Below are 19,602 nucleotides of genomic sequence, written 5' to 3' on the forward strand. Positions count from 1 at the left end.
TAGTGCGCCATGCGGAACTTTGCTTGTCAGAGCGGCAGCGCATTGGCCGACATCGGACCGGACTACGCGGTTCGCCCCAGCCCATCTGGAGTTCATCGGGAGGGATAGATGAAGCGCGCAGTAGACCACGACGCGATGAGCGTGGTTGGCTATACCACCCCCTGGAGTGCCAAAGCAGGCCAGCGGATCAAGCTCAGCCTGTCATGCGATCGGCCGATAAAGGCCACACGAATTTGCCGGCTCGACAAGCCGGCTCCGGAATTTCTCGCCTGGCCCATCGAAACGGTAGGTGAAGCACGGCGTCGGCATTTCGACCAAGGGTCGTTCCTGTTCGTGCGAGCCGGCGAACTGGCCAAAGTACAAGCCGTCCACGGCATACGTTTTGAGCTGTTCCTCACGCGCAACGAAGGTGCGCGCACGATCCTGGAGGCAGGCGCCCTCGGGCTGCGCCTCCGCGACGGCGCATTTGTCGTGGAAATCGGCGGCGAAACCCTTGTCGAGAAGAAGGCGCCAACTGGTGTGTGGCTCACTGTCGAGTTGGATCTGCGGCAGGAACAATCGCGTCTGCGCATCAAATCCCATGATCTTCTCGCGCCTTACGAACTCCATGAAGGTTTTGGCGGCCCGGCGCGGAACCTCCAGGCGCACGGCATCCATTTCGGCGCAAGTGCCACCAACCACGAACCTACCCTCAACGCGAAATTTGCTGCGATCCGGCTCGACACCCCACACGGGACTGTTGCGTGGAATTTCCCGACGCTGTTACCAACGCAACCGATCCTGTCGTCGGGCGGAGCAGATCCGCTGCTCCTAGATGTGATCAATCAGCCAGCCTTCTGCGTGACTTCGGCACGCTGGGACGGATCGAGCTTCGAGCCTCGCTTGGTGCCGTCGCACTACGACGCTATCCATTGCCACGACGACGACATCGGCCCGCTTGAGTGGCCGGCATCGCACCGCGCGACGATCCCTGAAAACGCACACCCAGGCGTCTACGCGTTCCAGGTCGAATGGGAGGGTGGCTACGAACGCGTGGTGTTCTTCGTCACCTCTTCACAGGTTTCGTCGCCGCTGTTGTATCTCGTGCCGACGGCCACCTATCTCGCTTATGCGGACGAATATCTCCCGGATCATCTTTATGAATGGAAAGGCGACGACCGGGGACATCGCTTCGCGATCGCCAACAATCTGAAATCCCTTTACGACTACCATTCCGACCTTAGCGGTGTTTCCATCTGCTCCTACAAAAAGCCGAAAGTGACGCTCAGGGACGACTACGATTATCCGCTCTGCGGCTGCCCACACAATTTGCCGGTCGATCTGCACTTCCTCCGATTCTGCCACCACAATGGAATCGTGTTTGACGTCCTGACCGATCACGATTTGCACGAATGCGGCATAGACGGTCTGCGTCGACATCAAGCCGTCGTCACCGGCAGTCACCCCGAATATATGTCGATCGAGATGGAGCAGGCGCTGCGGCAGTTTGTGGCCGAAGGCGGCAGCATCGCCTATCTCGGCGGAAACGGCTTCGCTGCCACTGTGGCTTTCAAGGACGACCTGATGGAGCTGCGGCGCTCGCCGCTGGAGGCTGGCCGCACCTGGGACGGCCCGGTCGCCGAACAGGCGCTGTCGATCACCAACGAACCAGGCGGCTATCTCCGTTGCCGCGGCCGAGGCGAATTCACGCTGATCGGTGGCGCGATCTCACTGATGGGGTTCGAAGGCGCGCGCCCCTTCACGCGCACTGACGAAAGCCGTGAAGCAGGATGCGCATGGCTGTTCGAAGGCGTTGAAAATGCGACCTTTGGCACGGACGGCATCGTGCTGGGCGGTGCCGCGGGCTACGAAGTGGATGCGACGGGCCCAGCCCTCGGCACTTCCGCTGACACCGTCGTGATCGCGCGTGCGACGGGATTTCCCGACAGCTTCTTTCAGGATCCGACGCGCTGGTACGAGGGCGGGGATAGGCAACGCATCGCCCGCCGCTGCGCCGAAATGACCCTGCGAAAGCTCGCAGCAGGCGGCTTGATCTTTTCCGCAAGCTCGGTTGCCTGGTGCGGCGCGCTGCCAGCCGCAGGCGCCATGAACGATGTCGGCAGGATCACGCTCAATCTGCTTACCCGCCTCGGCGCCACGAAAGGAGAACCCGGCCGAGAAAAATCGATAGGCTGATTGGCGCCGTTACGGAAAGACCCATATCCGGTTTTGGGAATCAAATCAGTCGGCGTGCACCGGCTTCGTCTCACATGCCTCTCGCCACCTGGCGGACGGCAGTTGCCTCAGCCGCAACCTTCAGGTGCGCTGCTTTGACAAACGGCGCTGAACCAGAATTTGGCGCGGCATCAACGACACCCTCGCCGACTAGGCAAGGAAGCTCGGTATCCCTTCTTCGGCGGCGTGCAAGCGTCGTCGGACTATCCCGCAACGAATTGTCGGAACTGACCGGTCTGGCCCGTCCTTGGGTCTCACCAGCGCAAGGAAGACGCGATGAGAGACCTGATCTTGAAGACGTCCATATCGATCGACGGCTTCGTGAGTGACCTGGATGGCCGAAACACATGGATGTTCGGCGCCGATCAAGAGGCGAAGGCCTGGGGCGTAGAGTTCATTGGAACTCGAGCCTGCACATCATGGGCGGCCGCAGCTTCCATGACATGGCCGCCTGGTGGCCGACCTCCTGCGAGCAGTTCGCGGCGCCGATGAACCAGATCCCCAAGGCCGTCTTCTCACGACGGGGACCGGAGATCCCGAGGGAGGTGAGCAAGTCGGCGGCGCTCGATGAGGCTCGCGCCGTCAACGCGGGAACCAGACAGCCGGCGGAGTTGCAGCCCGGTGGTGAAAGTTGGGCGGAGGCCTATGTGGCGAGCGGTGACTTGGCGGAGGAAGTCGCGAAGTTGAAAGCCCAAGAGGGCAAGCCGATCATCGCCCACGGCGGAGTGAGCTTCGCCCGCAGTCTCGTCGCCCAAGGACTGGTCGACCAGCTCGCCCTGATGGTGGCCCCGTGGCGCTGGGCAAAGGCCTGCCGCTGTTCTCCGAACTCGCCGCGCCGATGTCTCTCAAGCTGGTGAGCTCGAAAGCCTTCCCGGGGGGCGCGGTGGCGCAGATTTACCGGCCAACGTGAACACGTCAGAGAATGTGTGCAACCAACGAACCGACGAAGTAAGGGCGAGGTATGAATGAATGCGATCCCTTCGGATCGTCGTCGATCGATAGGAGCCTGTGCATGGCGAAGCTTGTGTTCGGAATGATGCAGTCGCTCGACGGCTATGTCGCTGGCGCCGAGGGCGGGCCCGGGCTGCCGATGCCGGGCGAGGCGCTCCATCGCCACTTCAACGCCCATGTGCGCGGGATCGCCGGCAGCCTCTACGGCCGGCGCATGTACGAAGTAATGCGCTATTGGACGAGGATCAGCCGGGACAGGACCAGGTCGGGCGCGACTTTGCGGCGGCCTGGCGGGCGCAGCCGAAATGGGTCGTCTCTCGCACCCTGAAGTCGGTCGGGCCGAACGCCACGCTGGTGGACGACGATCTCAAAGGGTTCGTTAGGGCGCTTAAAGCCGAACACGAGGGCGAGATCGAAGTGGCCGGACCGGAGCTTGCGGGTAGTCTGACCGAGCTTGGCCTTATCGATGAGTACCGGCTCTACTTGCGTCCCATCGTGCTTGGTCGCGGCAAGCCATTCTTCGCCGGCCCGCGGCCACCGCTGCGTCTCGTGGCCAGCGACCGGGTTGGCGAGGACGCGATCAGAGTGACGTACGTTCCCGCCTGATCACAACCCATCCGACACCCTAACGTCCGTCGGACCGAATTTGAGCTCATTCCCAATCGATTGTGCCTGGCGGTTTGCTCGTCACGTCATAGACGACGCGGTTGATGCCGCGCACCTCGTTGATGATGCCGGTGGCGGCGCCCAGGAATGCCATGTCGTCACGGTAGATATCCGCGGTGCTGCCATCTACCGATGGTGACGCTTTCGGCGCGTATGCGCGTACATACCGATAAGGGCAGCGGTCACGAGCCGCGCTGTCCCCACGGGCATTGCTCTACCTGCGCCCTTCAAAGAAAAGGAGCATTGTGACGGGGCTTAGCTATAGATGCTGTAGCATTGATCTAATGCGATTTACCGCAGCATCGACACCTTGCCTAGGCAGACTTTCAACCTCGTAAAATGAAAGGAACGTAAGCGAGGCTTGAGGAGCACAGGTATTCAGAATAGCTGTCTTGAGAACACGCCGCACTGGCCGCCTGAGGATCAGCCAATCGACCCACCAAGGTGAGCCCAAAGTTGTTATTGCAACCACCTTCCTTAACTGGCGAAGTCGCGGTTGTATGGCACCAAGATCGGCTGCGTGATCGTATGCAATACCAGGCACCCATACCCTGTCGAACCAGCCCTTCAATATAGCTGGAGGTCCGAACCACCACGTGGGAAAAATCAAGACGATAGTCTCGGCCCAGAGAAGATCCTCAATCTCCTTAGCTACCTCTGTAGTCTCGAATCCGGAATAGTAGCTCGCGCGCTCCGCCGGTGTAAGAGCCGGGAAGAAGCCCGATCGATACAGATCGACATGTCGGCACTGGTGCTTCGCATCCATCAGGGTGTCGATAGCTGCGTCCGAAAGCGTTTGGCAAAGGCTGGATTGAGTGGATGAGCCGTGACAATCAAACATCGCATACCAATATTTTGAATCCTCCCCAATTTGGTTGCGCTGCGCGTCATCATTCGTGCGGCGCGGTGCTCGGGCAAAGCTTCTCATACCAATCATGGATTTCGAAATAGCTGTACGCGCCACAGTCTTCAAAGAGCAATTGTTTTTCGACGCCGAGAATGGCCCTTCTACAGCGGTACGCTCGAGACAGCGCCATCGGCGACCTGCCAGGCGTCAGTCGCGCGATATGGACAGCCCCGCGAGAAGCGGCGCGTACGCGGCGAGCCTGTGGGATACGAACTCCGTGAAGAGCCGTACGCGCTTCGTCTTGCGTGTCTCCCCCTGTGTGAGAAGCCAGAGCGTTCCGTACATGTGCAGCTCGGTGCCCGGCACCCTCACCAGTAGGGGGTCGGCATCGCCGACGAAGCAGGGCAGTGTCGTGATCCCGAGCCCTTGCCGTACAGCAACGATCTGCGCCTCGGCGTCCGTGGTCCTGAAGGGAACCCCCGTGGTGCGAACCTCACCCTCGCTGGCCCATTCCGGAATTCCATGAATGCTTATGACGATCCACCGGATGGGATCAGGCGCGCCCGCACGCCACGCGGCTAGTCGATCGCAGGACATGTAGATGCCGCCGAACAGTTCCGGTCCCTTCAGGCCGTGAAGATTGAGCGGCAGGGTTTTGCGGTCGTAGACGACGCGGATCGCGACGTCGGCCTCTCGGTTGGTCAGATTTGCCAGCTCGCCGGACGACAAGATTTCCATCTCGATGTCCGGATGCAGACGCGCGAAATCGGCGAAGTCCGGCATGAGCAGGTGTGTCGCGAGGGGCGGTGCCAGCGTCACCCGCAGAAGCCCGCGCACGCTCTGGTCGCGCCCGAAGACGCGCGTCTCCAGCAGGTGCGACGACACTTCCATCTGGTCAGCGAACTCGAGGACCTCCTCGCCCGCAGCCGTCAGGCGGTAGCCCGAAGGCAGCTTTTCGAACATCTGCACCCCGAGGCGTTCCTCGAGCTGGGCGACACGTCGCAGCACGGTCGAGTGGTTCACACCGAGGCGCTCGGCGGCGGCCCGCACCGAGCCTCCGCGCGCGACGGCAAGAAAGTAGCGAACGTCATCCCAGTCGATCATGGTGCAATCCGGCACCGCGCGGTGCGCCTTCCAAAGCCCGTATCTAACACATCGAACAGCAGTACGGGCGGTCATCATAGCCTATGTCGACGAGCGCGGCTCAATTCCGAACGGCGGACGCCGATCGTCGCGGCTGGCGTCAGTCGTCCAGCCGGATCGATTACGCACCACCGATGTGCGCGCTTCCGCACTCAACAACTGATGCCGGTGGACCCATTTCGAGGTTCTCGGAGGCAGATGCTGTCCCGACACCACGAAAGGAGAAGTCATGGGAAAGCTTGAGGGTAAGGTTGCAGTCATCACGGGTGGATCGAGCGGCATGGCGCTGGCGAGCGCCAAGCGGTTCGTTGAAGAAGGCGCCTATGTTTTCATCACGGGCCGGAGACAGGAGGCGCTGGACGAGGCCGTCAAGCTGATCGGCCGGAACGTGACCGGCGTGCGCGGCGACGCGGCCAATCTCGACGACCTCGACCGCCTGTTCGATACAGTCAAGCGGGAAAAGGGCAGGATCGACGTCCTGTACGCGAGCGCCGGCACGGGCGAAGCCGTCCCACTGGGCGAGATTACCGAGCAGCACTTCGATGCGGCCTTCGGCCTGAATACGCGCGGCACGCTGTTTACGGTTCAGAAGGCGTTGCCGCTGTTCAACGATGGCGGATCGATCTTCATGACCGGGTCAGTTGCTTCGGTGAAAGGTTTTCCTGGTTACAGCGTGTATGCGGCGAGCAAGGCGGCGCTGCACGCATTCGCACGCGGGTGGCTCAACGAACTCAAGGGCAGGAATATCCGGGTGAACGTGCTGCACCCGGGGCCGATCGCCACGCCGATGCAGGACCAAGTCCTCACCGAGGAGGCGAAGCAGATGTTCGAATCCCTGATCCCGCGGGGAAAGATGGGGCGTCCTGAGGAAATTGCGACGGCCGCGCTGTTTCTTGCTTCCGACGATTCGAGCTTCGTGAATGGGGTGGAGTTGTCTGTCGATGGCGGCTTCTCGGCCATCTGAAATCGCGCCGGATCACGGGAAGCGGCTGACCGGCGGGAACTAGCGTGTCCATGGTGGAACAACCACCCAAAGGTCGCCACACAGCGGAACGAATAACCCAGCGCCGTTGAAGGCCGGGGAAACAATACCAATACGGATCGGAGAAGATCATGAGCTACGCAATTGTAGGATTCGGTAAGATAGGTCAGGCCCTCGCCCACGCCTTCGCCCGTAAAACATCGACGTGGCCGTCGCGAGCCGCCGGCCGCCCGAGGCGTTGGCGCCGCAGGCTCGGGCGATTGGACCCACGGTAGTCGCCAAGTCGCTGCGGGATGCACTCGAGGCCGACACAATCATCTTGGCGGTCCCGTTCGGGGAGCATCGCGAGGTTGCGAAGGCTCTGCCGAGCTGGGAAGGCAAGACAGTCATCGACGCGATGAACGCGTTTCCAGTGCCTGAAGAGCTGGACGGCCTCCCGTCCTCCGCCTTCGTCGCGAAGGCGTTCACCGGCGCCAAGTTCGTCAAAGGTTTCAATCACCTGGTTGCGGCCACCCTGGCTGCCGATCCGATCGTCGAGGGCGGCCACCGGGTCGTCTTTCTGTCGAGCGACGACGACGACGCGACCGCTCCCGTGGCGGCCTTGGCCAAACAACTCGGGTTCGCACCCGTCAAGCTGGGAAAGCTCAACGAGGGTGGCGCGCTGGTGCACGCGCGCGGCCGCACTTGGGGCCAGCTCATCTTCCAGGATTTGTTCAAGAAGGAGCAGTAATCGATGTACGACCATGTGACCTGGCCCGAGCGATATGATCCGAAAACGTCGGCCATCTACGCACTCAACGACATTGACGTGAAGGCGCCGCCTGAAGCGGTCTGGAAGCTGCTCGTCGAAGCCGAGAATTGGTCGAGCTACTTTCCCGCCGAGGATCAGGTCAAGATTCTGACGGGGGAGCCTGAACTGGCGCTCGGAACGCGATACAGCCGTGTGACGGTTGGATTTCCGATGAGTCTGGTCGTAACGGAATGCGAGCCCCTTCGCAGGCTCGCATGGGCGACGACAGTTGATGGCGACGAGACCGGCTCAAGCGCATACCATGGCTGGGTCATCACGCCTACGGACCATGGCTGCCATGTGCTGACCGAGGAAACGCAGCAGGGCCCCTTCTTCCTCGATGAGCTCGGGCGCAAACATCCCGGCGCACTCTACCGGTATCACCAAGACTGGGTCGAAAGCCTCGCCCACGCAGCGGAGGCGGAAACAGCGAATACGACAGTGGATTGATTGCGCTTCCTATTTAATTTTGGAGATGAATGAGATGAATATCGAACTCAAAGGCCGCAAGGCCATTGTTACCGGATCCACCGCCGGTATCGGCCGCGCGACGGCGGAGGGGTTGGCGCGTGCCGGTGCATCGGTCGTCGTCAACGGCCGTGGAAACGCTCGGGTCGATGAGGCGGTGCGGCAGATGCGGCAGGCCTTCCCCGGCAGCGACATCTCGGGTATCGCCGCTGATCTTGCGACAGCGGAGGGGGCAAAAGCCTTGATCGCGCATGCGCCGGACGCCGATATCCTTGTGAACAACGTCGGTACAGCACACATCCGGAGCTACAACGGCGTCGAGGATATCGCAAATATCCCCGATGAGGACTGGCTTGACCTCTTCCAGTTGAACGTAATGAGTGGCGTGCGCGTGAGCCGTCATTACCTGCCGCGGATGGTGGCGAAAGGCTGGGGCCGCGTCGTGTTCATAAGTAGCGAATCCGCAGTCAACATCCCTAAGGAAATGCTCGACTATGGCATGACCAAGACCGCTCAACTGGCGGTCTCACGCGGGCTTGCCGAGGCGGTCGCGGGCACGGGCGTCACCGTCAACGCCGTCCTGCCGGGACCTACCCGCTCTGAGATCCTGGGCAACTTCATGGCGAAACAGGCTGACGCAAATGGAATCACGCAGCACGAAGCCGAGCAGGGCTTCCTGCAGGCGATGCGTCCGACGAGCCTCATCCACCGCTTCGCGACCACCGATGAGGTGGCCAACATGATCATCTACACATGCTCGGAGCAGGCTTCGGCGACCACCGGCGCGGCTTTGCGGGTGGATGGTGGCGTGGTCCGCTTCGTCGCGTAGCAGGACGACCAAATTGTTCCGTTCGCCAACTCGGGTCCGCTGTCGGCCAAGCTGCTGAAGCATGGCACGCTTAAGTCTACAGGGATCTGCCGCACGGCATGCGCACGATCCACGCATTGCGGGAGCACTCTGAAACTATGCGAGGCACGAGAACGTATTCAGCTACGGCGCCGTCCCCGCTGTGCTCGGCGGCCGTGCGCTCGTCTCGTTGGTCCCGCCCCGGGGCTTGGACCATGATACGAATCCACGGAACATGATGTCTATTGTCCGAGGAATTGGATCGGCGCTCCAATCCCAATCCAAAGCATGTGCTGTGGACGGCGCGATGTATCGATCCCTTTGAGCCTCTCTATACATAATCGAAGGTCTATCGCCGACCTGCAAAACGGCTGCTTGTTCTTGCAGAATCGCCCGCGAACTATCGCCTCCTATCGTTGACCAACAATTTCCGAATATATCCGACAGTACTCCAACCTACTCTACCGTACGCCCTATCATTCCCACTCGATTGTTTTAAGTGATCGTAACGCATTGAATTCCACGCACAAATTCTTTCTGCACGCAATGAAGAACCGTCTCCCCGATCCGTCAGAAATTTGCGCTCTTGAATTCAAAGGAGAATTTCGGCGATTCAAAATCTGCTCGGTTTCAGCGACTATCGGCATCGATTGGTCGATTTTCGACATTCTTTAGCTGTGCCTTCACGATCCCGTCGGCAAAAAGACCGTCACGGCTCGCAAGAGCCTGAACGACACGCAGTTCCTCTCATGCCTTGATCCGTCCCGGACTTACGCCTTGGCGGCGTTCTGTGCAGCCTCGAATACATCGCGTGCGGACGTCGTACCCGCTACGTGCTCCGTAAGCACGTGCACCAACGTTTTCGAGTGTCGTGCAAACGCTGTACCCCGCCATCAAAGCCTCTAGCTCGCTAATGGCGGCTTCCAAGCCAGAAGGGACATCAATCTGACCGGCCAAAGACGCCCCGCTCCACCGAGCGGGGGCGTCTCCCCTGTTAATCCCTGTCAGCTTGCCGGATTGCGTGCCATGACGATCCACGCCGCGCCGCCGATCATCACCGACCGCTCGCCGGGGAGGCCCGCGAAGGCGGCACGAACCGCGGCCGAGGCGCGGGCGCGGATGTCGTCGGGCTGATCAGCGAGAGCGCGCGACAGCGGGCCGACCTCGAGTGTCATCTCCACCGCGTCGTCGATCGCCGCGTCCCGCGTCCCCCCTCGCCGAACGGGATGGAGGCATCGAATGGCGCGATAGCGACATCGGTGAAGCCAGCCGCCGTTAGAATACGCGCCACCCGCCCCTGGTCGCCAAACGAGAACGGGCCGGGCGCTTCGGGATCGGGCGGCGCCGTCGGCGGGACGATGCCCTTGATCGCGCCCATCGGCAAGCGCACCCAATCGTTCTCGGCCATGCCGCGCCAGCAGACGAAAGCGACCCGCGCGCCCGGCTCGAGCGCACGGCGCATATGAGCGAACGCCGCTGTAGGATCGTCAAAGAACATCACTCCGAAGCGCGAGAACAGGATGTCGAACGCGCCCTCGGGCAACTCGGTGCTGCTGGCGTCGGCCACCTGGAACAGGGCCGGCGTATCCTGCGGCGCTAGCGCGCGCGCTCTGCCGATCAGCGGTTCGGATATGTCCACGCCTAGCACATGACCCCCCGCGCCGACGCGGGCGGCCAGATCCAGACTAGACGCCCCCGCGCCGCAGCCGACGTCCAGCACGCGTTCGCCCGTGACGGGCGCGGCGGCTTCGATCGCGGCCTGGCCGAACACCGCCATCATGGCATCGAGCCGGGCCTGGTAAGCGACCCAGCGCTCCCCGCTTTGGCCATTCCAGTCGGCTACCTGATAAACATTTTTCTCTGCCATGCCATATCCTTGTTCTGATTCTTTCTTTGCTAGGCTCTCCCCTCAGGCGAGAGGGGCCCCGCGTTCCGTGACACCGGCCCGCAACCTTCTGAATCCGATAGCCCGCGGCAACCGGAGAAGGGAATCTGTGCTCTCAAACCAGCATCGACTGCTGGGCGAAGATGCCCGCCATCGCGCCGTGCGATGATGCCGTGGTGACCGAGGCCATGACGGGGTTGGCGAGGTCGCCGGCGGCGTAGATGCCGGGAATGCTGGTTTCGCGGCGCTCATCGACCTTGAGGGCGATGCCGCCGGGCGTATCGACCGTGCCGAGGCCCAGTGATTCATGCAGGCTTGCGGACGGCTTGTTGCGCGGATGGGCGAACAGGATGTCGACCGCGACATTGCGGCCGGTCTCGAGATTGACGGTGGCGATATGGCCCCCGCGATGGGCGATCTCGATGATCCGGCCATCGACGACAGGTATGTTGCGGCGCGCCAGATCGGCCCGGATATCGGGTGGAATGTCGTGACCATCGGCGAAGAGCGTCAACGTGTCGGTCCAATCGTGGAACAGCCTGACATGATTGTGCGACTGCGGGCCGGACCAGACGAGGCCCCAATGCTGGTCGGCGACTTCAAAGCCGTCGCAATAGGGGCAGGGTACGATGGACGTGCCCCAGCCTTCGGCAAAGCCCGGAACATCAGGCATCTGGTCGGCGACGCCATAGCTCAGGATCAGGCGGCGCGCCGCAAGGCTTTCGCCATCGCCAGTGAGGACGGAGAAATCGTCGATGGCGCCGGAGACGCTGTCGGCCCGGGCATTGACCAGCCTGATCGTGGGATAGCGCGCCAGCTGCTGCCGCGCCTCGGCCAGGATGTCCAGCGGTGGCTTGTGATCGTGGCCGAGCAGACCATGCGAATGGCCGGCGAAGCGGTTGCGCGGCAGGCCGGTATCGAGAACGGTGACCTTGCGGCGGGCACGGCCGAGCTGCAGGGCGCCGGCGAGACCGGCAAAGCTGCCGCCGATGATGATGACGTCATCCATGGTGATGGGCTCCGTGTCGTGGATGGAGGGGGTTGGGCTGGGCCGGGCGCGCAATATCGTCCAGCGATACGCGCTCGAGACGGGCAGCTAGCAGGGCTTCGGCCTCTGCGAGAAAGTCGCCCATCACTGTGTTGACCGGCCGGACAATGCCGCATTCGATATCGCCGGGCGGCCCGGGGAAACTTGATTTGGACAACAGGTTGAAACCTACCCACTGGCTTGCACATTTCCGATACTACATGGTATCGTAATGCGCGAATTAGGATACTGTCAAGTACTGGAATTGTCGTGACCGTAAACAGCCAGGGCCGGCGCGGCCGGCCCGCCAACGAGGCGCTTGGCCAAACGATAGTCGACGCCGCGTGCGAACTCTTTGTGGAATTGGGTTTTCAAGCGACGACATTGGACAAGGTCGCCCAGCGGGCGAAGATATCCAAGCTCAGCATCTATCGGCACTTCGAGAACAAGGAGGCGCTGTTCAGCGCGGCCATCGCGACCCGCTGCCATCAGTTTGCACCACAGGCCCTTTTTGAAGGCGTCGACGGTTCGGCCGAAGATCAGCTCATGGCGGTGGGATCATCCCTGCTTCGCACGCTGTTGAGCTCGGACGTCCGCAGTGTCGAAGCCATGATCATGGCCGACAAGACGAATCAAAAGTCGTTAAGCAAGCTCCATTACGAAGCCGGCCCCGCCCATGTCATCGCCCAAATCGAGGCCCTGTTGCGTCAGTTGCACGCGAAGGCGGTTCTGAACGTGCCCGATCCTCTCCGGTCCGCCCGCTTGTTTGCCGCGCTTTTCAAAGGATCCGATCTCCCGATTATCGCACGCTTCGATCAGGCGAGAGCAGAGGACGACAACGAAATCGAATCCTATTGCCGGTCGGCCGTCGCCATGTTCATCGCCGCGCACGGTGGCAACGACCACGCGGGCGGATAAGCATTTGATTGCTCCGGGCAGCTTGGCCGGGACCGTGGTCCAGGCGCTTCGTGATATCCGACGATATGCGATCGGGTCCGGAACATCGATCGGTACCGCCGCCAAAGCTGAAACTATGTATGTCGATAACTAAAGTACCGTCAGCGCGGAAATGTCATGCTACGGGGCATTTTTGTTATATATTTCAAAGCATTGACACACAGAAAAGTACCGTCAAATCCTAAAAACGAATGACGGTACTTTTTAGAATGCTCTGTCGGATACGAAAAACACCGTCAAAAGTACCGTCAGAGTGATCTGCTACAAGCTGCGAGCCGCGCCAGGCGCTCCGATAAACTTAACGATTTCAATGACTTGATAGATTTGTCAATTCCGTTGATAATGTGCCCTGGCTAGCAGTCTGCCCTGCCCGCAAATCATTGTATTTTCTGCGAAATTCTACGCTAGCGCCGCCTATCATCGCCGTTTCCCTCACTCCCACTCGATTGTTTTAAGCCATGGTAACGCGCTGAAGTTTCAGCGCAAATTTTTTCTGTGTGCGATGAAGAACCGTCTCCCCGATCCGTCAGAAATTTGCGCTCTTGATTACAAAGACGAATTTGGACGATTCGCAGTTTGCTCGGTTTCAACCACTATCGGCATCGATCGATCGATTTTCGACCTTCTTTAGACGCGCCTTTAACGATCAGCATCGTCGGAAAAAGACCGCCAGGGCCAGTTGTTGGATAGACTCTGCTGGTTCGGTTGCCGCAAAACGCTGTGGCCGGAATCAAGGCATCAAAGACGTTCGTGGAGCGCAGTCGGCCTTCTAGTTTCCAGCGAACGAGCCGCGCAATCTCGCGCGTGCTCTCGCAGGAGCGCATTCATGACACAACTCAAGGACTTCATTATCAAGGCTCATGGAGGCCTCGACCGCTGGCGGCAGTTCGAGCAGGTGTCTGCCGACCTGGTGCAGGGCGGCGCCCTCTGGTCCTTAAAGGGGTTGCCAGACACTCTCGCGCGCACCAACGTCACGGTGGGCCTCAAGCAGGAGCGGGCGTCGCATGCGCCGTTCGGCGCCGGTAATCGGCGCTCCCGCTTCGCTCCGGAGCGGGTAGCAATCGAGGACGCCGATGGCGCCGTCCTCGAAGAACTGCTCCAACCTCGAGCGAGCTTCGCCGGCCACACGCTGCAGACGCCGTGGACGGAACTCCAGCTTGCCTATTTCGCCGGATGCGCGATGTGGACCTATCTGAACATGCCATTCCTGCTTGCCTGGCCGGGTGTCGAGACCGAGGAACTGGAGCCCTGGCCGATTCATAGCGGCGACTGGCGCCGTCTGGCCGTCCGCTTCCCGGCCAACATCGCGACGCACAGCACGGTGCAGACGCTCTATTTCGACGGCGATGGGTTGCTGAAGCGCCACGACTATGACGTCGAGATTTCCGGCAACACGCCCGGCGCGCACATCATTGAAGACTACACGGAAGTCTTGGGTATCAAATTCCCGACCAGACGTCGGATCTACGCCCGTCAGCCTGATGGTAGCTTCGGCATCGACCCGCTCGTGGTTTCGATCGATCTCTCAAACATCCGCCTCGGCTAACCACGAGCCTTGGACATCGCGCTGCGGTGCGAACCAATGGGCTGACGGCGGATCGGGCATGCGGATGATCAGCTATGATCGTCCAAGAGACATGGCGGTAATGATGACATCTACGTCCTGTCGGCACGCACCGTGGTTTGGTAGGCCAAGGCACCTGACGGGCCGATGGGCCCGACCGTTTCTTACGAGGTCACATCATCATGAAAGCCATCGGTTTCCGGTCTCCTCTTCCGATCAGCGATCCGGCATCCCTCACCGACATCGATCTGCCGCGGCCGGAACCCACCGGTCGAGACATTCTCGTGCGGATCGAAGCTGTGTCAGTGAACCCGGTCGACACCAAGATGAGGATGCGGCCCCAGCCGGAACCCGGGCCCTTGAAGGTGCTCGGCTGGGATGCCGCCGGCACGGTCGAGGCGACCGGGCCCGAAGCGGCCCTGTTCGAGCCCGGCGATAGGGTGTTTTACGCGGGTGCGTTCGGCCGGCCCGGAACGAACGCTGAATTCCATCTGGTCGACGAGCGGATCGTGGGCAGGAAGCCCGCTTCGCTCGGCTTCGCGGAAGCGGCGGCCCTGCCGCTGACTGCCATCACGGCCTGGGAGGCCTTGTTCGACCGGCTCGACATCCGTAAGGCCGTCCCGGGCGCCGCGAATGCCCTCCTGATCATCGGCGGCGCCGGCGGGGTCGGATCGATCACGACGCAACTCGCCCGCAAGCTTACCGATATCACCGTGATCACGACAGCGTCGCGTCCGGAAACGGCCGAGTGGAGCCGCAATCTCGGCGCAGATCATGTGATCGATCATTCGAAGCCGCTTTCGATCGAGATCGAACGGCTGGGGATCGGACAGCCGGCTTTCGTGTTCTCGACGACCAACACCGATCAACACCTCGCCGAGATCGCCAAGCTGATTGCGCCGCAGGGCCGCTTTGCCCTGATCGACGACCCGGCCTCGCTCGACGTGTCGCCCTTCAAGGTGAAAAGCGTATCGACGCACTGGGAGTTCATGTTCACCCGCTCGATGTTCGGCACGGCCGATATCGCTGAGCAGGGGGCACTGCTGAATGAAGTCTCGAGGCTGGTCGATGCGGGAACCCTGAAGACCACCCTGGCCGAGACATTCGGAAACATCTCGGCTGAAAACCTTCGACGGGCTCATGCCCTGATCGAGAGCGGGCGCGCCAAGGGCAAGATCGTGCTGGCAGGCTGGCCAGCCCTGAGCAAGCGCTGATCGGAAAAGGTGCTGGCAAAGGAGCAATTGATGGCCAGTGTTGCAGTCACGTCCCGTTCGATCACCGTCGATCATATCAGAATCACTTGCGGGCGGTCTTTCAACGAAGTGCGGGCCGTACTTACAACCGAGCTGCCCGAGCTCAATGAGAGGATCATTCCTCTATTGAGCAGCGGAGACCAGATCGCCATCGACGAATACGATAGGAGCGGCCCGAAGCTGTTCGTTTTCCTTGAGCGCGACCACGGAGTTCTTCTCGAGATAGCCGGCGGCAGGAAGAATGCGGTTCAGTATGAGATCGGCAACCCGATAACCGCCTCTAAGATGACCCGTCACCACCTCGGCGCTGCGCTCTACGCGCCACTCCGGGTCGCTCTGTTCGAGACCGAGAGCGGGACAGTCTTCGAATATGATCGCCCCTCATCGCTCTTCGGCCAGTTCGGCGACGCGCATATCCGCGAAGTCGGGCTCGCCCTCGACCGAGCGGTGCTCCTCAACGCAGCCGGCTAGAGGGCGGCGAGCGGCCCCGCATCATTGCGGATCGCCCTCGGAACCTCCCCGTGCAGCCGCGCAAAGGCCAGGCGCATCCGCTCCCGATTGGCGAACCCCACCTCGCGGGCGATCGCTTCGATCGGCAACCGGCTCTGCTCCAGCATCAGCTTCGCAGCCTCGACCCGCAGCGCCTCGACCGCCTTAGCCGGCGAGGTGCCGGTTTCCGACCGAAACAGCCGCGTGAACTGACGGGGGCTGAGGCAGGCAGCCTCGGCAAGATCGTCGATCGTCAGGCTTTGAGCGAGGTTCTGGCGGGCGAAGTTCAGCGCGCGCTGGACCCTGTCTTCGTTGGTGCCGAGGTCGAGCAAGGTAGAGTTCTGGGAGTGTCCGCCCGAGCGGCGATGGTACATGACCATGCCCTTCGCGACCGAGCGGGCAACGTCGACCCCGTGATCGCGTTCGATCAGGCCGACGACGAGGTCGGTTCCAGCCGTCATGCCCGCCGAGGTCCAGATCGGTCCGTCCGCAATGTAGATCTTGTCCATGTCGACGCGGCAGTTCGGAAACCGGTCCTGCAGGGTCTGAGCATAACGCCAATGGGTCGTGGCGCGCCGGCCGTTCAACAGCCCGGCGTCTCCCAGGACGAAGGAGCCAAGGCAGATGGCCGCGACCCGGCGGGCGTCGCGGGCGGCCCCACGAAGCAGCCGGACCAGCCCCGGTGAGGACGTCGGAATCTCCAGACCCGCGGCGACGATCAGCGTGTCGTAGGGAGCCTCGCCGAACGCCTCCGTCATGACCTGCATGCCGGATGACGAGGCGACCAGCCCTCCATCTTCCGACAACACGCGCATGTCGTAGAGCTTTTGGTCAGCTTGCTTGTTGGCGACGTCGAACGCCGCGACGGCCCCGAAGCAGACGGGTTGGAAACCGGGACAAAGGACGAGGCCGATCTTCATGCTTTCTCCATAGGGGTTGCTTCACCCGTAAATAGTTGTTCCGGCGATGGCTCGCCATGCTCATGGCCGGAATGATGGCATCTAAGTCCTGTCGGCTTCGGGAGTCCACTGTTAGCTATCTTGCGGTTTTCAAACGCAGGAACGCACATGTCACTCGAAACGACAAAGAACGAATATCTCGATATCGGCGGTGTTCGTTTTGCTTACAGGCGCCTTGGCCCCACCGCCGGAATCCCAATTGTTTTACTGCAGCACTTCACCGGGACGATGGATGCCTGGGACCCGGCCGTGGTGAACAAGCTGGCCGAGACGCGGCCGGTCATCGTCTTCAACAATCTCGGCATCGGCACGTCAACCGGCAAAACGCCCGACACCGTGGAGCAGACGGCGACGGATGCCGAAACGTTCATACGCGGGCTTGGCCTCGCCAAGGTCGATCTTCTCGGCTTCTCCCTCGGCGGCATGCTCGCCCAGATCCTTGCCGTGCAACACCCCGGCTTGATCCGCAAGATCATCATAGCAGGCGCGGCGCCGCGCGGCGGCGAGGAACATCTTCTGGCCGTAGTGGAGGAAGCGTTCGCTCAAGGCGCGCCGGATGTGCGTCTGCCTCTGTTCTTCACGCCCTCGGAAGAAAGCCAGCGCGCCGGCCGGGCTTTCGTGGCGCGCGCCACGACCCGCACGCAAGAGCGGGACCCCGACAGTGGAGACGAGGTCAGCGAGCCGCAGGCGAAAGCGATCATCGGCTGGTGCGCCCGCAAGGATGAGGGCGAGGCGACGCTCCGCGCCATCGCCCAGCCGACCCTCATCGTGCATGGCAGCGACGACACGATGTTTCCAAGCATCAATGCGTACAACATGTTCAAGGCCATGAAGAACGCACAGCTCATCCTCTATCCGGACTCAGGCCACGGCGCACTGTTCCAGTACCGGGAGACGTTCGTCACCCACTGCCGAACCTTCCTGGACGCTTGAGGAGAAGAAATATGCACGATCTTCAGCAGCAGGTGATCGAGGCCCATGGCAGCCTCGAACGGTTCCGGCGATTTTCCTTTCTGACGGCCACGCTCCACCAGTTCGGTATCCTCTGGGACCTGAAGGGAAAGCCGGACACGCTCGCCCATGCCAACGTCCAGGTGAACCTCCGAAAGGAAGAGGTGTCGCACTGGCCCTTCCAACCCACACAGAACCGCTCCCGCTTCACGCCCAATGAGGTCAGGATCGAGACACCCGATGGCGATGTCGTCGAGACACTGCCGCAACCGCGCGCGAGCTTCACAGGATTTGCCATGGAGACGCATTGGAGCGACCTGCAGCTCGCCTATTTCGCGGGCTACACAATGTGGACCTATCTGACTTCGCCCTTCATCCTCGCGCAGCCAGGCGTTGTGGCAGAGGAAATCGCACCCTGGTCGGAAGAAGGTGAGACGTGGCGCCGGCTGCGGGTGACCTTTCCGGCAACCATCGCCACCCACAGCAGGGAGCAGACCTTCTACGTTGGTCCGGATGGCCTGATCCGGCGTCACGATTACGAGGTCGAGATCCAGGGCAACAACGCAGCGGCGCGCTATCTCCTCGAACCCGTCACCGTCGAGGGCGTCGTGTTGCCTTCCAAGTTCCGAGTCTATCCGCGCAATCCCGACAACAAACCAGCCGCCGAACCGCTCATCGTCGGGGTCGATCTCTCAAACTATCGCATCGAATGAAGGGCGCGCCGACACACCCTTATCATTTGACACACTCAAAAAGGAGTTTCCCGGCATGGCTATTCTCAAGGTCGCGGACAGCGCCGAGATTTTCTACAAGGACTGGGGTCCCAAAGACGCGCAGCCGATCGTCTTCCACCATGGCTGGCCGCTCAGCGCGGAAGACTGGGACGCGCAGATGCTGTTCTTCCTGTCCCACGGCTGTCGCGTGATCGCGCACGACCGGCGCGGGCATGGCCGCTCGACCCAGACCGACACCGGCAACGACATGGACACCTATGTCGCCGACGTGATGGAGCTCACCCACCATCTCGATCTCAAGAGCGCCGTCCATATTGGCCATTCGACCGGCGGCGGCGAGGCGGCGCGCTATGTTGCCCGCTCAAGCCCGGGCGTGTCGCCAAGGCGGTGTTGGTCGGAGCAGTGCCCCCGATCATGGTGAAGTCCGAGAAGAATCCGGGCGGCACGCCGATGTCGGTGTTCGACGGTTTCCGCACGGCGCTCGCCGCCAACCGGGCGCAATTCTACCTCGACGTCGCAAGCGGCCCCTTTTATGGCTTCAACCGTCCCGGCGCGAACACCTCCCAAGGCACGATCCAGAACTGGTGGCGGCAGGGCATGATCGGCGGCGCCAAGGCGCACTACGACTGCATCGCCGTGTTCTCCGAGACCGACTTCGGCGATCACCGTGCCGACGCTGGTGATGCACGGAGACGACGACCAGGTCGTGCCGATCGCCGCTTCCTCGGAACTGTCGATCAAGCTGCTGCGGCACGGTCAGCTCAAGGTCTATCAGGGCTATCCGCACGGCATGCTGACCACGCACGCCGACGTGCTCAACCCGGACCTGCTTGCCTTCATCAGGGCCTGAACAAACCGAATCCTCCCCGAAGAAT

15 protein-coding genes and 6 pseudogenes are annotated in these 19,602 nt (G+C 61.5%); 15 read left to right on the forward strand and 6 right to left on the reverse strand.

What is annotated here, in order from left to right; genetic code table 11:
* Positions 1-108: 108 nt before the first annotated feature.
* The 3 genes and pseudogenes from NKI59_RS24305 to NKI59_RS24315 all read left to right on the forward strand — a co-directional run bounded on the left by NKI59_RS24305 (position 109) and on the right by NKI59_RS24315 (position 3,771).
* Positions 109-2,175: a N,N-dimethylformamidase beta subunit family domain-containing protein gene (locus NKI59_RS24305; RefSeq protein ID WP_352707360.1), complete on the forward strand. Its 2,067-nt coding sequence runs from the start codon at positions 109-111 to the stop codon at positions 2,173-2,175.
* Between the two features lie 458 nt (positions 2,176-2,633).
* Positions 2,634-3,071 (forward strand): dihydrofolate reductase family protein, encoded by a 438-nt coding sequence (locus NKI59_RS24310; RefSeq protein WP_352707362.1) that lies wholly within the window; start codon positions 2,634-2,636, stop codon positions 3,069-3,071.
* Positions 3,072-3,226: 155 nt separating this feature from the next.
* Positions 3,227-3,771: pseudogene (locus NKI59_RS24315) on the forward strand (dihydrofolate reductase family protein).
* A 46-nt stretch (positions 3,772-3,817) separates the two neighbouring features.
* On the opposite strand, the pseudogene NKI59_RS24320 reads toward NKI59_RS24315, so the two are convergent.
* The 3 genes and pseudogenes from NKI59_RS24320 to NKI59_RS24330 all read right to left on the reverse strand — a co-directional run.
* Positions 3,818-3,982 (reverse strand): annotated as a pseudogene (locus NKI59_RS24320) (GMP synthase (glutamine-hydrolyzing)); the annotation flags it as partial.
* A 108-nt stretch (positions 3,983-4,090) separates the two neighbouring features.
* Positions 4,091-4,795, reverse strand: a complete 705-nt coding sequence (locus NKI59_RS24325; RefSeq protein WP_352707413.1) for an NAD(P)H-dependent oxidoreductase — start codon at positions 4,793-4,795, stop codon at positions 4,091-4,093.
* Between the two features lie 90 nt (positions 4,796-4,885).
* Positions 4,886-5,782 carry a LysR family transcriptional regulator gene (locus NKI59_RS24330; protein ID WP_352457592.1) on the reverse strand — a complete coding sequence of 299 codons (897 nt, stop codon included), beginning with the start codon at positions 5,780-5,782 and terminating at the stop codon, positions 4,886-4,888.
* 268 nt (positions 5,783-6,050) lie between these two features.
* On the opposite strand from NKI59_RS24330, the gene NKI59_RS24335 reads away from it, so the two are divergent.
* The 5 genes and pseudogenes from NKI59_RS24335 to NKI59_RS24355 all read left to right on the forward strand — a co-directional run.
* Positions 6,051-6,785 (forward strand): SDR family NAD(P)-dependent oxidoreductase, encoded by a 735-nt coding sequence (locus tag NKI59_RS24335; RefSeq protein WP_023676197.1) that lies wholly within the window; start codon positions 6,051-6,053, stop codon positions 6,783-6,785.
* Between the two features lie 149 nt (positions 6,786-6,934).
* A pseudogene (locus NKI59_RS24340) lies at positions 6,935-7,533 on the forward strand (NADPH-dependent F420 reductase).
* A 3-nt stretch (positions 7,534-7,536) separates the two neighbouring features.
* A complete protein-coding gene (locus NKI59_RS24345; protein ID WP_352623146.1) occupies positions 7,537-8,043 on the forward strand; it encodes an SRPBCC domain-containing protein in 507 nt (168 codons plus the stop codon).
* 34 nt (positions 8,044-8,077) lie between these two features.
* Entirely contained in the window at positions 8,078-8,890 is an 813-nt protein-coding gene (locus tag NKI59_RS24350) for an SDR family NAD(P)-dependent oxidoreductase (RefSeq protein ID WP_352614861.1), read from the forward strand.
* Between the two features lie 3 nt (positions 8,891-8,893).
* Positions 8,894-9,006 (forward strand): annotated as a pseudogene (locus tag NKI59_RS24355) (alpha/beta fold hydrolase); the annotation flags it as partial.
* Between the two features lie 906 nt (positions 9,007-9,912).
* Here the strand turns inward: NKI59_RS24355 and NKI59_RS24360 are convergent.
* Together NKI59_RS24360 and NKI59_RS24365 are read right to left on the reverse strand one after the other, a co-directional pair.
* Positions 9,913-10,775, reverse strand: a pseudogene (locus tag NKI59_RS24360) (class I SAM-dependent methyltransferase).
* Between the two features lie 133 nt (positions 10,776-10,908).
* Positions 10,909-11,802: an NAD(P)/FAD-dependent oxidoreductase gene (locus tag NKI59_RS24365; protein WP_352707365.1), complete on the reverse strand. Its 894-nt coding sequence runs from the start codon at positions 11,800-11,802 to the stop codon at positions 10,909-10,911.
* A 288-nt stretch (positions 11,803-12,090) separates the two neighbouring features.
* Here NKI59_RS24365 and NKI59_RS24370 point away from each other — a divergent pair, with 288 nt between their 5' ends.
* The 4 genes from NKI59_RS24370 to NKI59_RS24385 all read left to right on the forward strand — a co-directional run bounded on the left by NKI59_RS24370 (position 12,091) and on the right by NKI59_RS24385 (position 16,065).
* The gene (locus tag NKI59_RS24370; protein ID WP_352707367.1) at positions 12,091-12,738 is read left to right on the forward strand and encodes a TetR/AcrR family transcriptional regulator; all 648 of its coding nucleotides are present in this window, start codon (positions 12,091-12,093) and stop codon (positions 12,736-12,738) included.
* An 865-nt stretch (positions 12,739-13,603) separates the two neighbouring features.
* Complete coding sequence (locus NKI59_RS24375) at positions 13,604-14,323, forward strand: hypothetical protein (protein ID WP_352707369.1); 720 nt, start codon at positions 13,604-13,606, stop codon at positions 14,321-14,323.
* A 200-nt stretch (positions 14,324-14,523) separates the two neighbouring features.
* Positions 14,524-15,555 carry a zinc-binding alcohol dehydrogenase family protein gene (locus NKI59_RS24380; RefSeq protein WP_352707371.1) on the forward strand — a complete coding sequence of 344 codons (1,032 nt, stop codon included), beginning with the start codon at positions 14,524-14,526 and terminating at the stop codon, positions 15,553-15,555.
* A 30-nt stretch (positions 15,556-15,585) separates the two neighbouring features.
* Positions 15,586-16,065: a DUF302 domain-containing protein gene (locus tag NKI59_RS24385; protein ID WP_352707374.1), complete on the forward strand. Its 480-nt coding sequence runs from the start codon at positions 15,586-15,588 to the stop codon at positions 16,063-16,065.
* On the opposite strand, the gene NKI59_RS24390 is transcribed toward NKI59_RS24385, so the two are convergent.
* A complete protein-coding gene (locus tag NKI59_RS24390) occupies positions 16,062-17,003 on the reverse strand; it encodes a GlxA family transcriptional regulator (RefSeq protein ID WP_352707376.1) in 942 nt (313 codons plus the stop codon). The genes NKI59_RS24385 and NKI59_RS24390 overlap by 4 nt on opposite strands.
* A 147-nt stretch (positions 17,004-17,150) precedes the next feature.
* On the opposite strand from NKI59_RS24390, the gene NKI59_RS24395 reads away from it, so the two are divergent.
* The 3 genes and pseudogenes from NKI59_RS24395 to NKI59_RS24405 all read left to right on the forward strand — a co-directional run bounded on the left by NKI59_RS24395 (position 17,151) and on the right by NKI59_RS24405 (position 19,577).
* Positions 17,151-17,975, forward strand: a complete 825-nt coding sequence (locus tag NKI59_RS24395; protein WP_352707378.1) for an alpha/beta fold hydrolase — start codon at positions 17,151-17,153, stop codon at positions 17,973-17,975.
* Between the two features lie 11 nt (positions 17,976-17,986).
* Positions 17,987-18,706 (forward strand): hypothetical protein, encoded by a 720-nt coding sequence (locus tag NKI59_RS24400; protein ID WP_352707380.1) that lies wholly within the window; start codon positions 17,987-17,989, stop codon positions 18,704-18,706.
* A gap of 55 nt (positions 18,707-18,761) precedes the next feature.
* Positions 18,762-19,577, forward strand: a pseudogene (locus tag NKI59_RS24405) (alpha/beta fold hydrolase).
* Positions 19,578-19,602: the final 25 nt, after the last annotated feature.

The sequence above is a fragment of the Mesorhizobium sp. M0598 genome (assembly GCF_040320865.1).
In the GTDB taxonomy this organism is placed as follows: domain Bacteria; phylum Pseudomonadota; class Alphaproteobacteria; order Rhizobiales; family Rhizobiaceae; genus Mesorhizobium.

What these genes read in the sequence shown, in the direction of transcription:
- NKI59_RS24395 (WP_352707378.1), top strand. Translation starts at nt 17,151, where the DNA reads ATGTCACTCGAAACGACAAAGAACGAATATCTCGATATCGGCGGTGTT.
- NKI59_RS24350 (WP_352614861.1), top strand. Translation starts at nt 8,078, where the DNA reads ATGAATATCGAACTCAAAGGCCGCAAGGCCATTGTTACCGGATCCACC.
- NKI59_RS24390 (WP_352707376.1), bottom strand. Translation starts at nt 17,003, where the DNA reads ATGAAGATCGGCCTCGTCCTTTGTCCCGGTTTCCAACCCGTCTGCTTC.
- NKI59_RS24345 (WP_352623146.1), top strand. Translation starts at nt 7,537, where the DNA reads ATGTACGACCATGTGACCTGGCCCGAGCGATATGATCCGAAAACGTCG.
- NKI59_RS24385 (WP_352707374.1), top strand. Translation starts at nt 15,586, where the DNA reads ATGGCCAGTGTTGCAGTCACGTCCCGTTCGATCACCGTCGATCATATC.
- NKI59_RS24305 (WP_352707360.1), top strand. Translation starts at nt 109, where the DNA reads ATGAAGCGCGCAGTAGACCACGACGCGATGAGCGTGGTTGGCTATACC.
- NKI59_RS24335 (WP_023676197.1), top strand. Translation starts at nt 6,051, where the DNA reads ATGGGAAAGCTTGAGGGTAAGGTTGCAGTCATCACGGGTGGATCGAGC.
- NKI59_RS24380 (WP_352707371.1), top strand. Translation starts at nt 14,524, where the DNA reads ATGAAAGCCATCGGTTTCCGGTCTCCTCTTCCGATCAGCGATCCGGCA.
- NKI59_RS24310 (WP_352707362.1), top strand. Translation starts at nt 2,634, where the DNA reads ATGGGCGGCCGCAGCTTCCATGACATGGCCGCCTGGTGGCCGACCTCC.
- NKI59_RS24365 (WP_352707365.1), bottom strand. Translation starts at nt 11,802, where the DNA reads ATGGATGACGTCATCATCATCGGCGGCAGCTTTGCCGGTCTCGCCGGC.
- NKI59_RS24400 (WP_352707380.1), top strand. Translation starts at nt 17,987, where the DNA reads ATGCACGATCTTCAGCAGCAGGTGATCGAGGCCCATGGCAGCCTCGAA.
- NKI59_RS24330 (WP_352457592.1), bottom strand. Translation starts at nt 5,782, where the DNA reads ATGATCGACTGGGATGACGTTCGCTACTTTCTTGCCGTCGCGCGCGGA.
- NKI59_RS24375 (WP_352707369.1), top strand. Translation starts at nt 13,604, where the DNA reads ATGACACAACTCAAGGACTTCATTATCAAGGCTCATGGAGGCCTCGAC.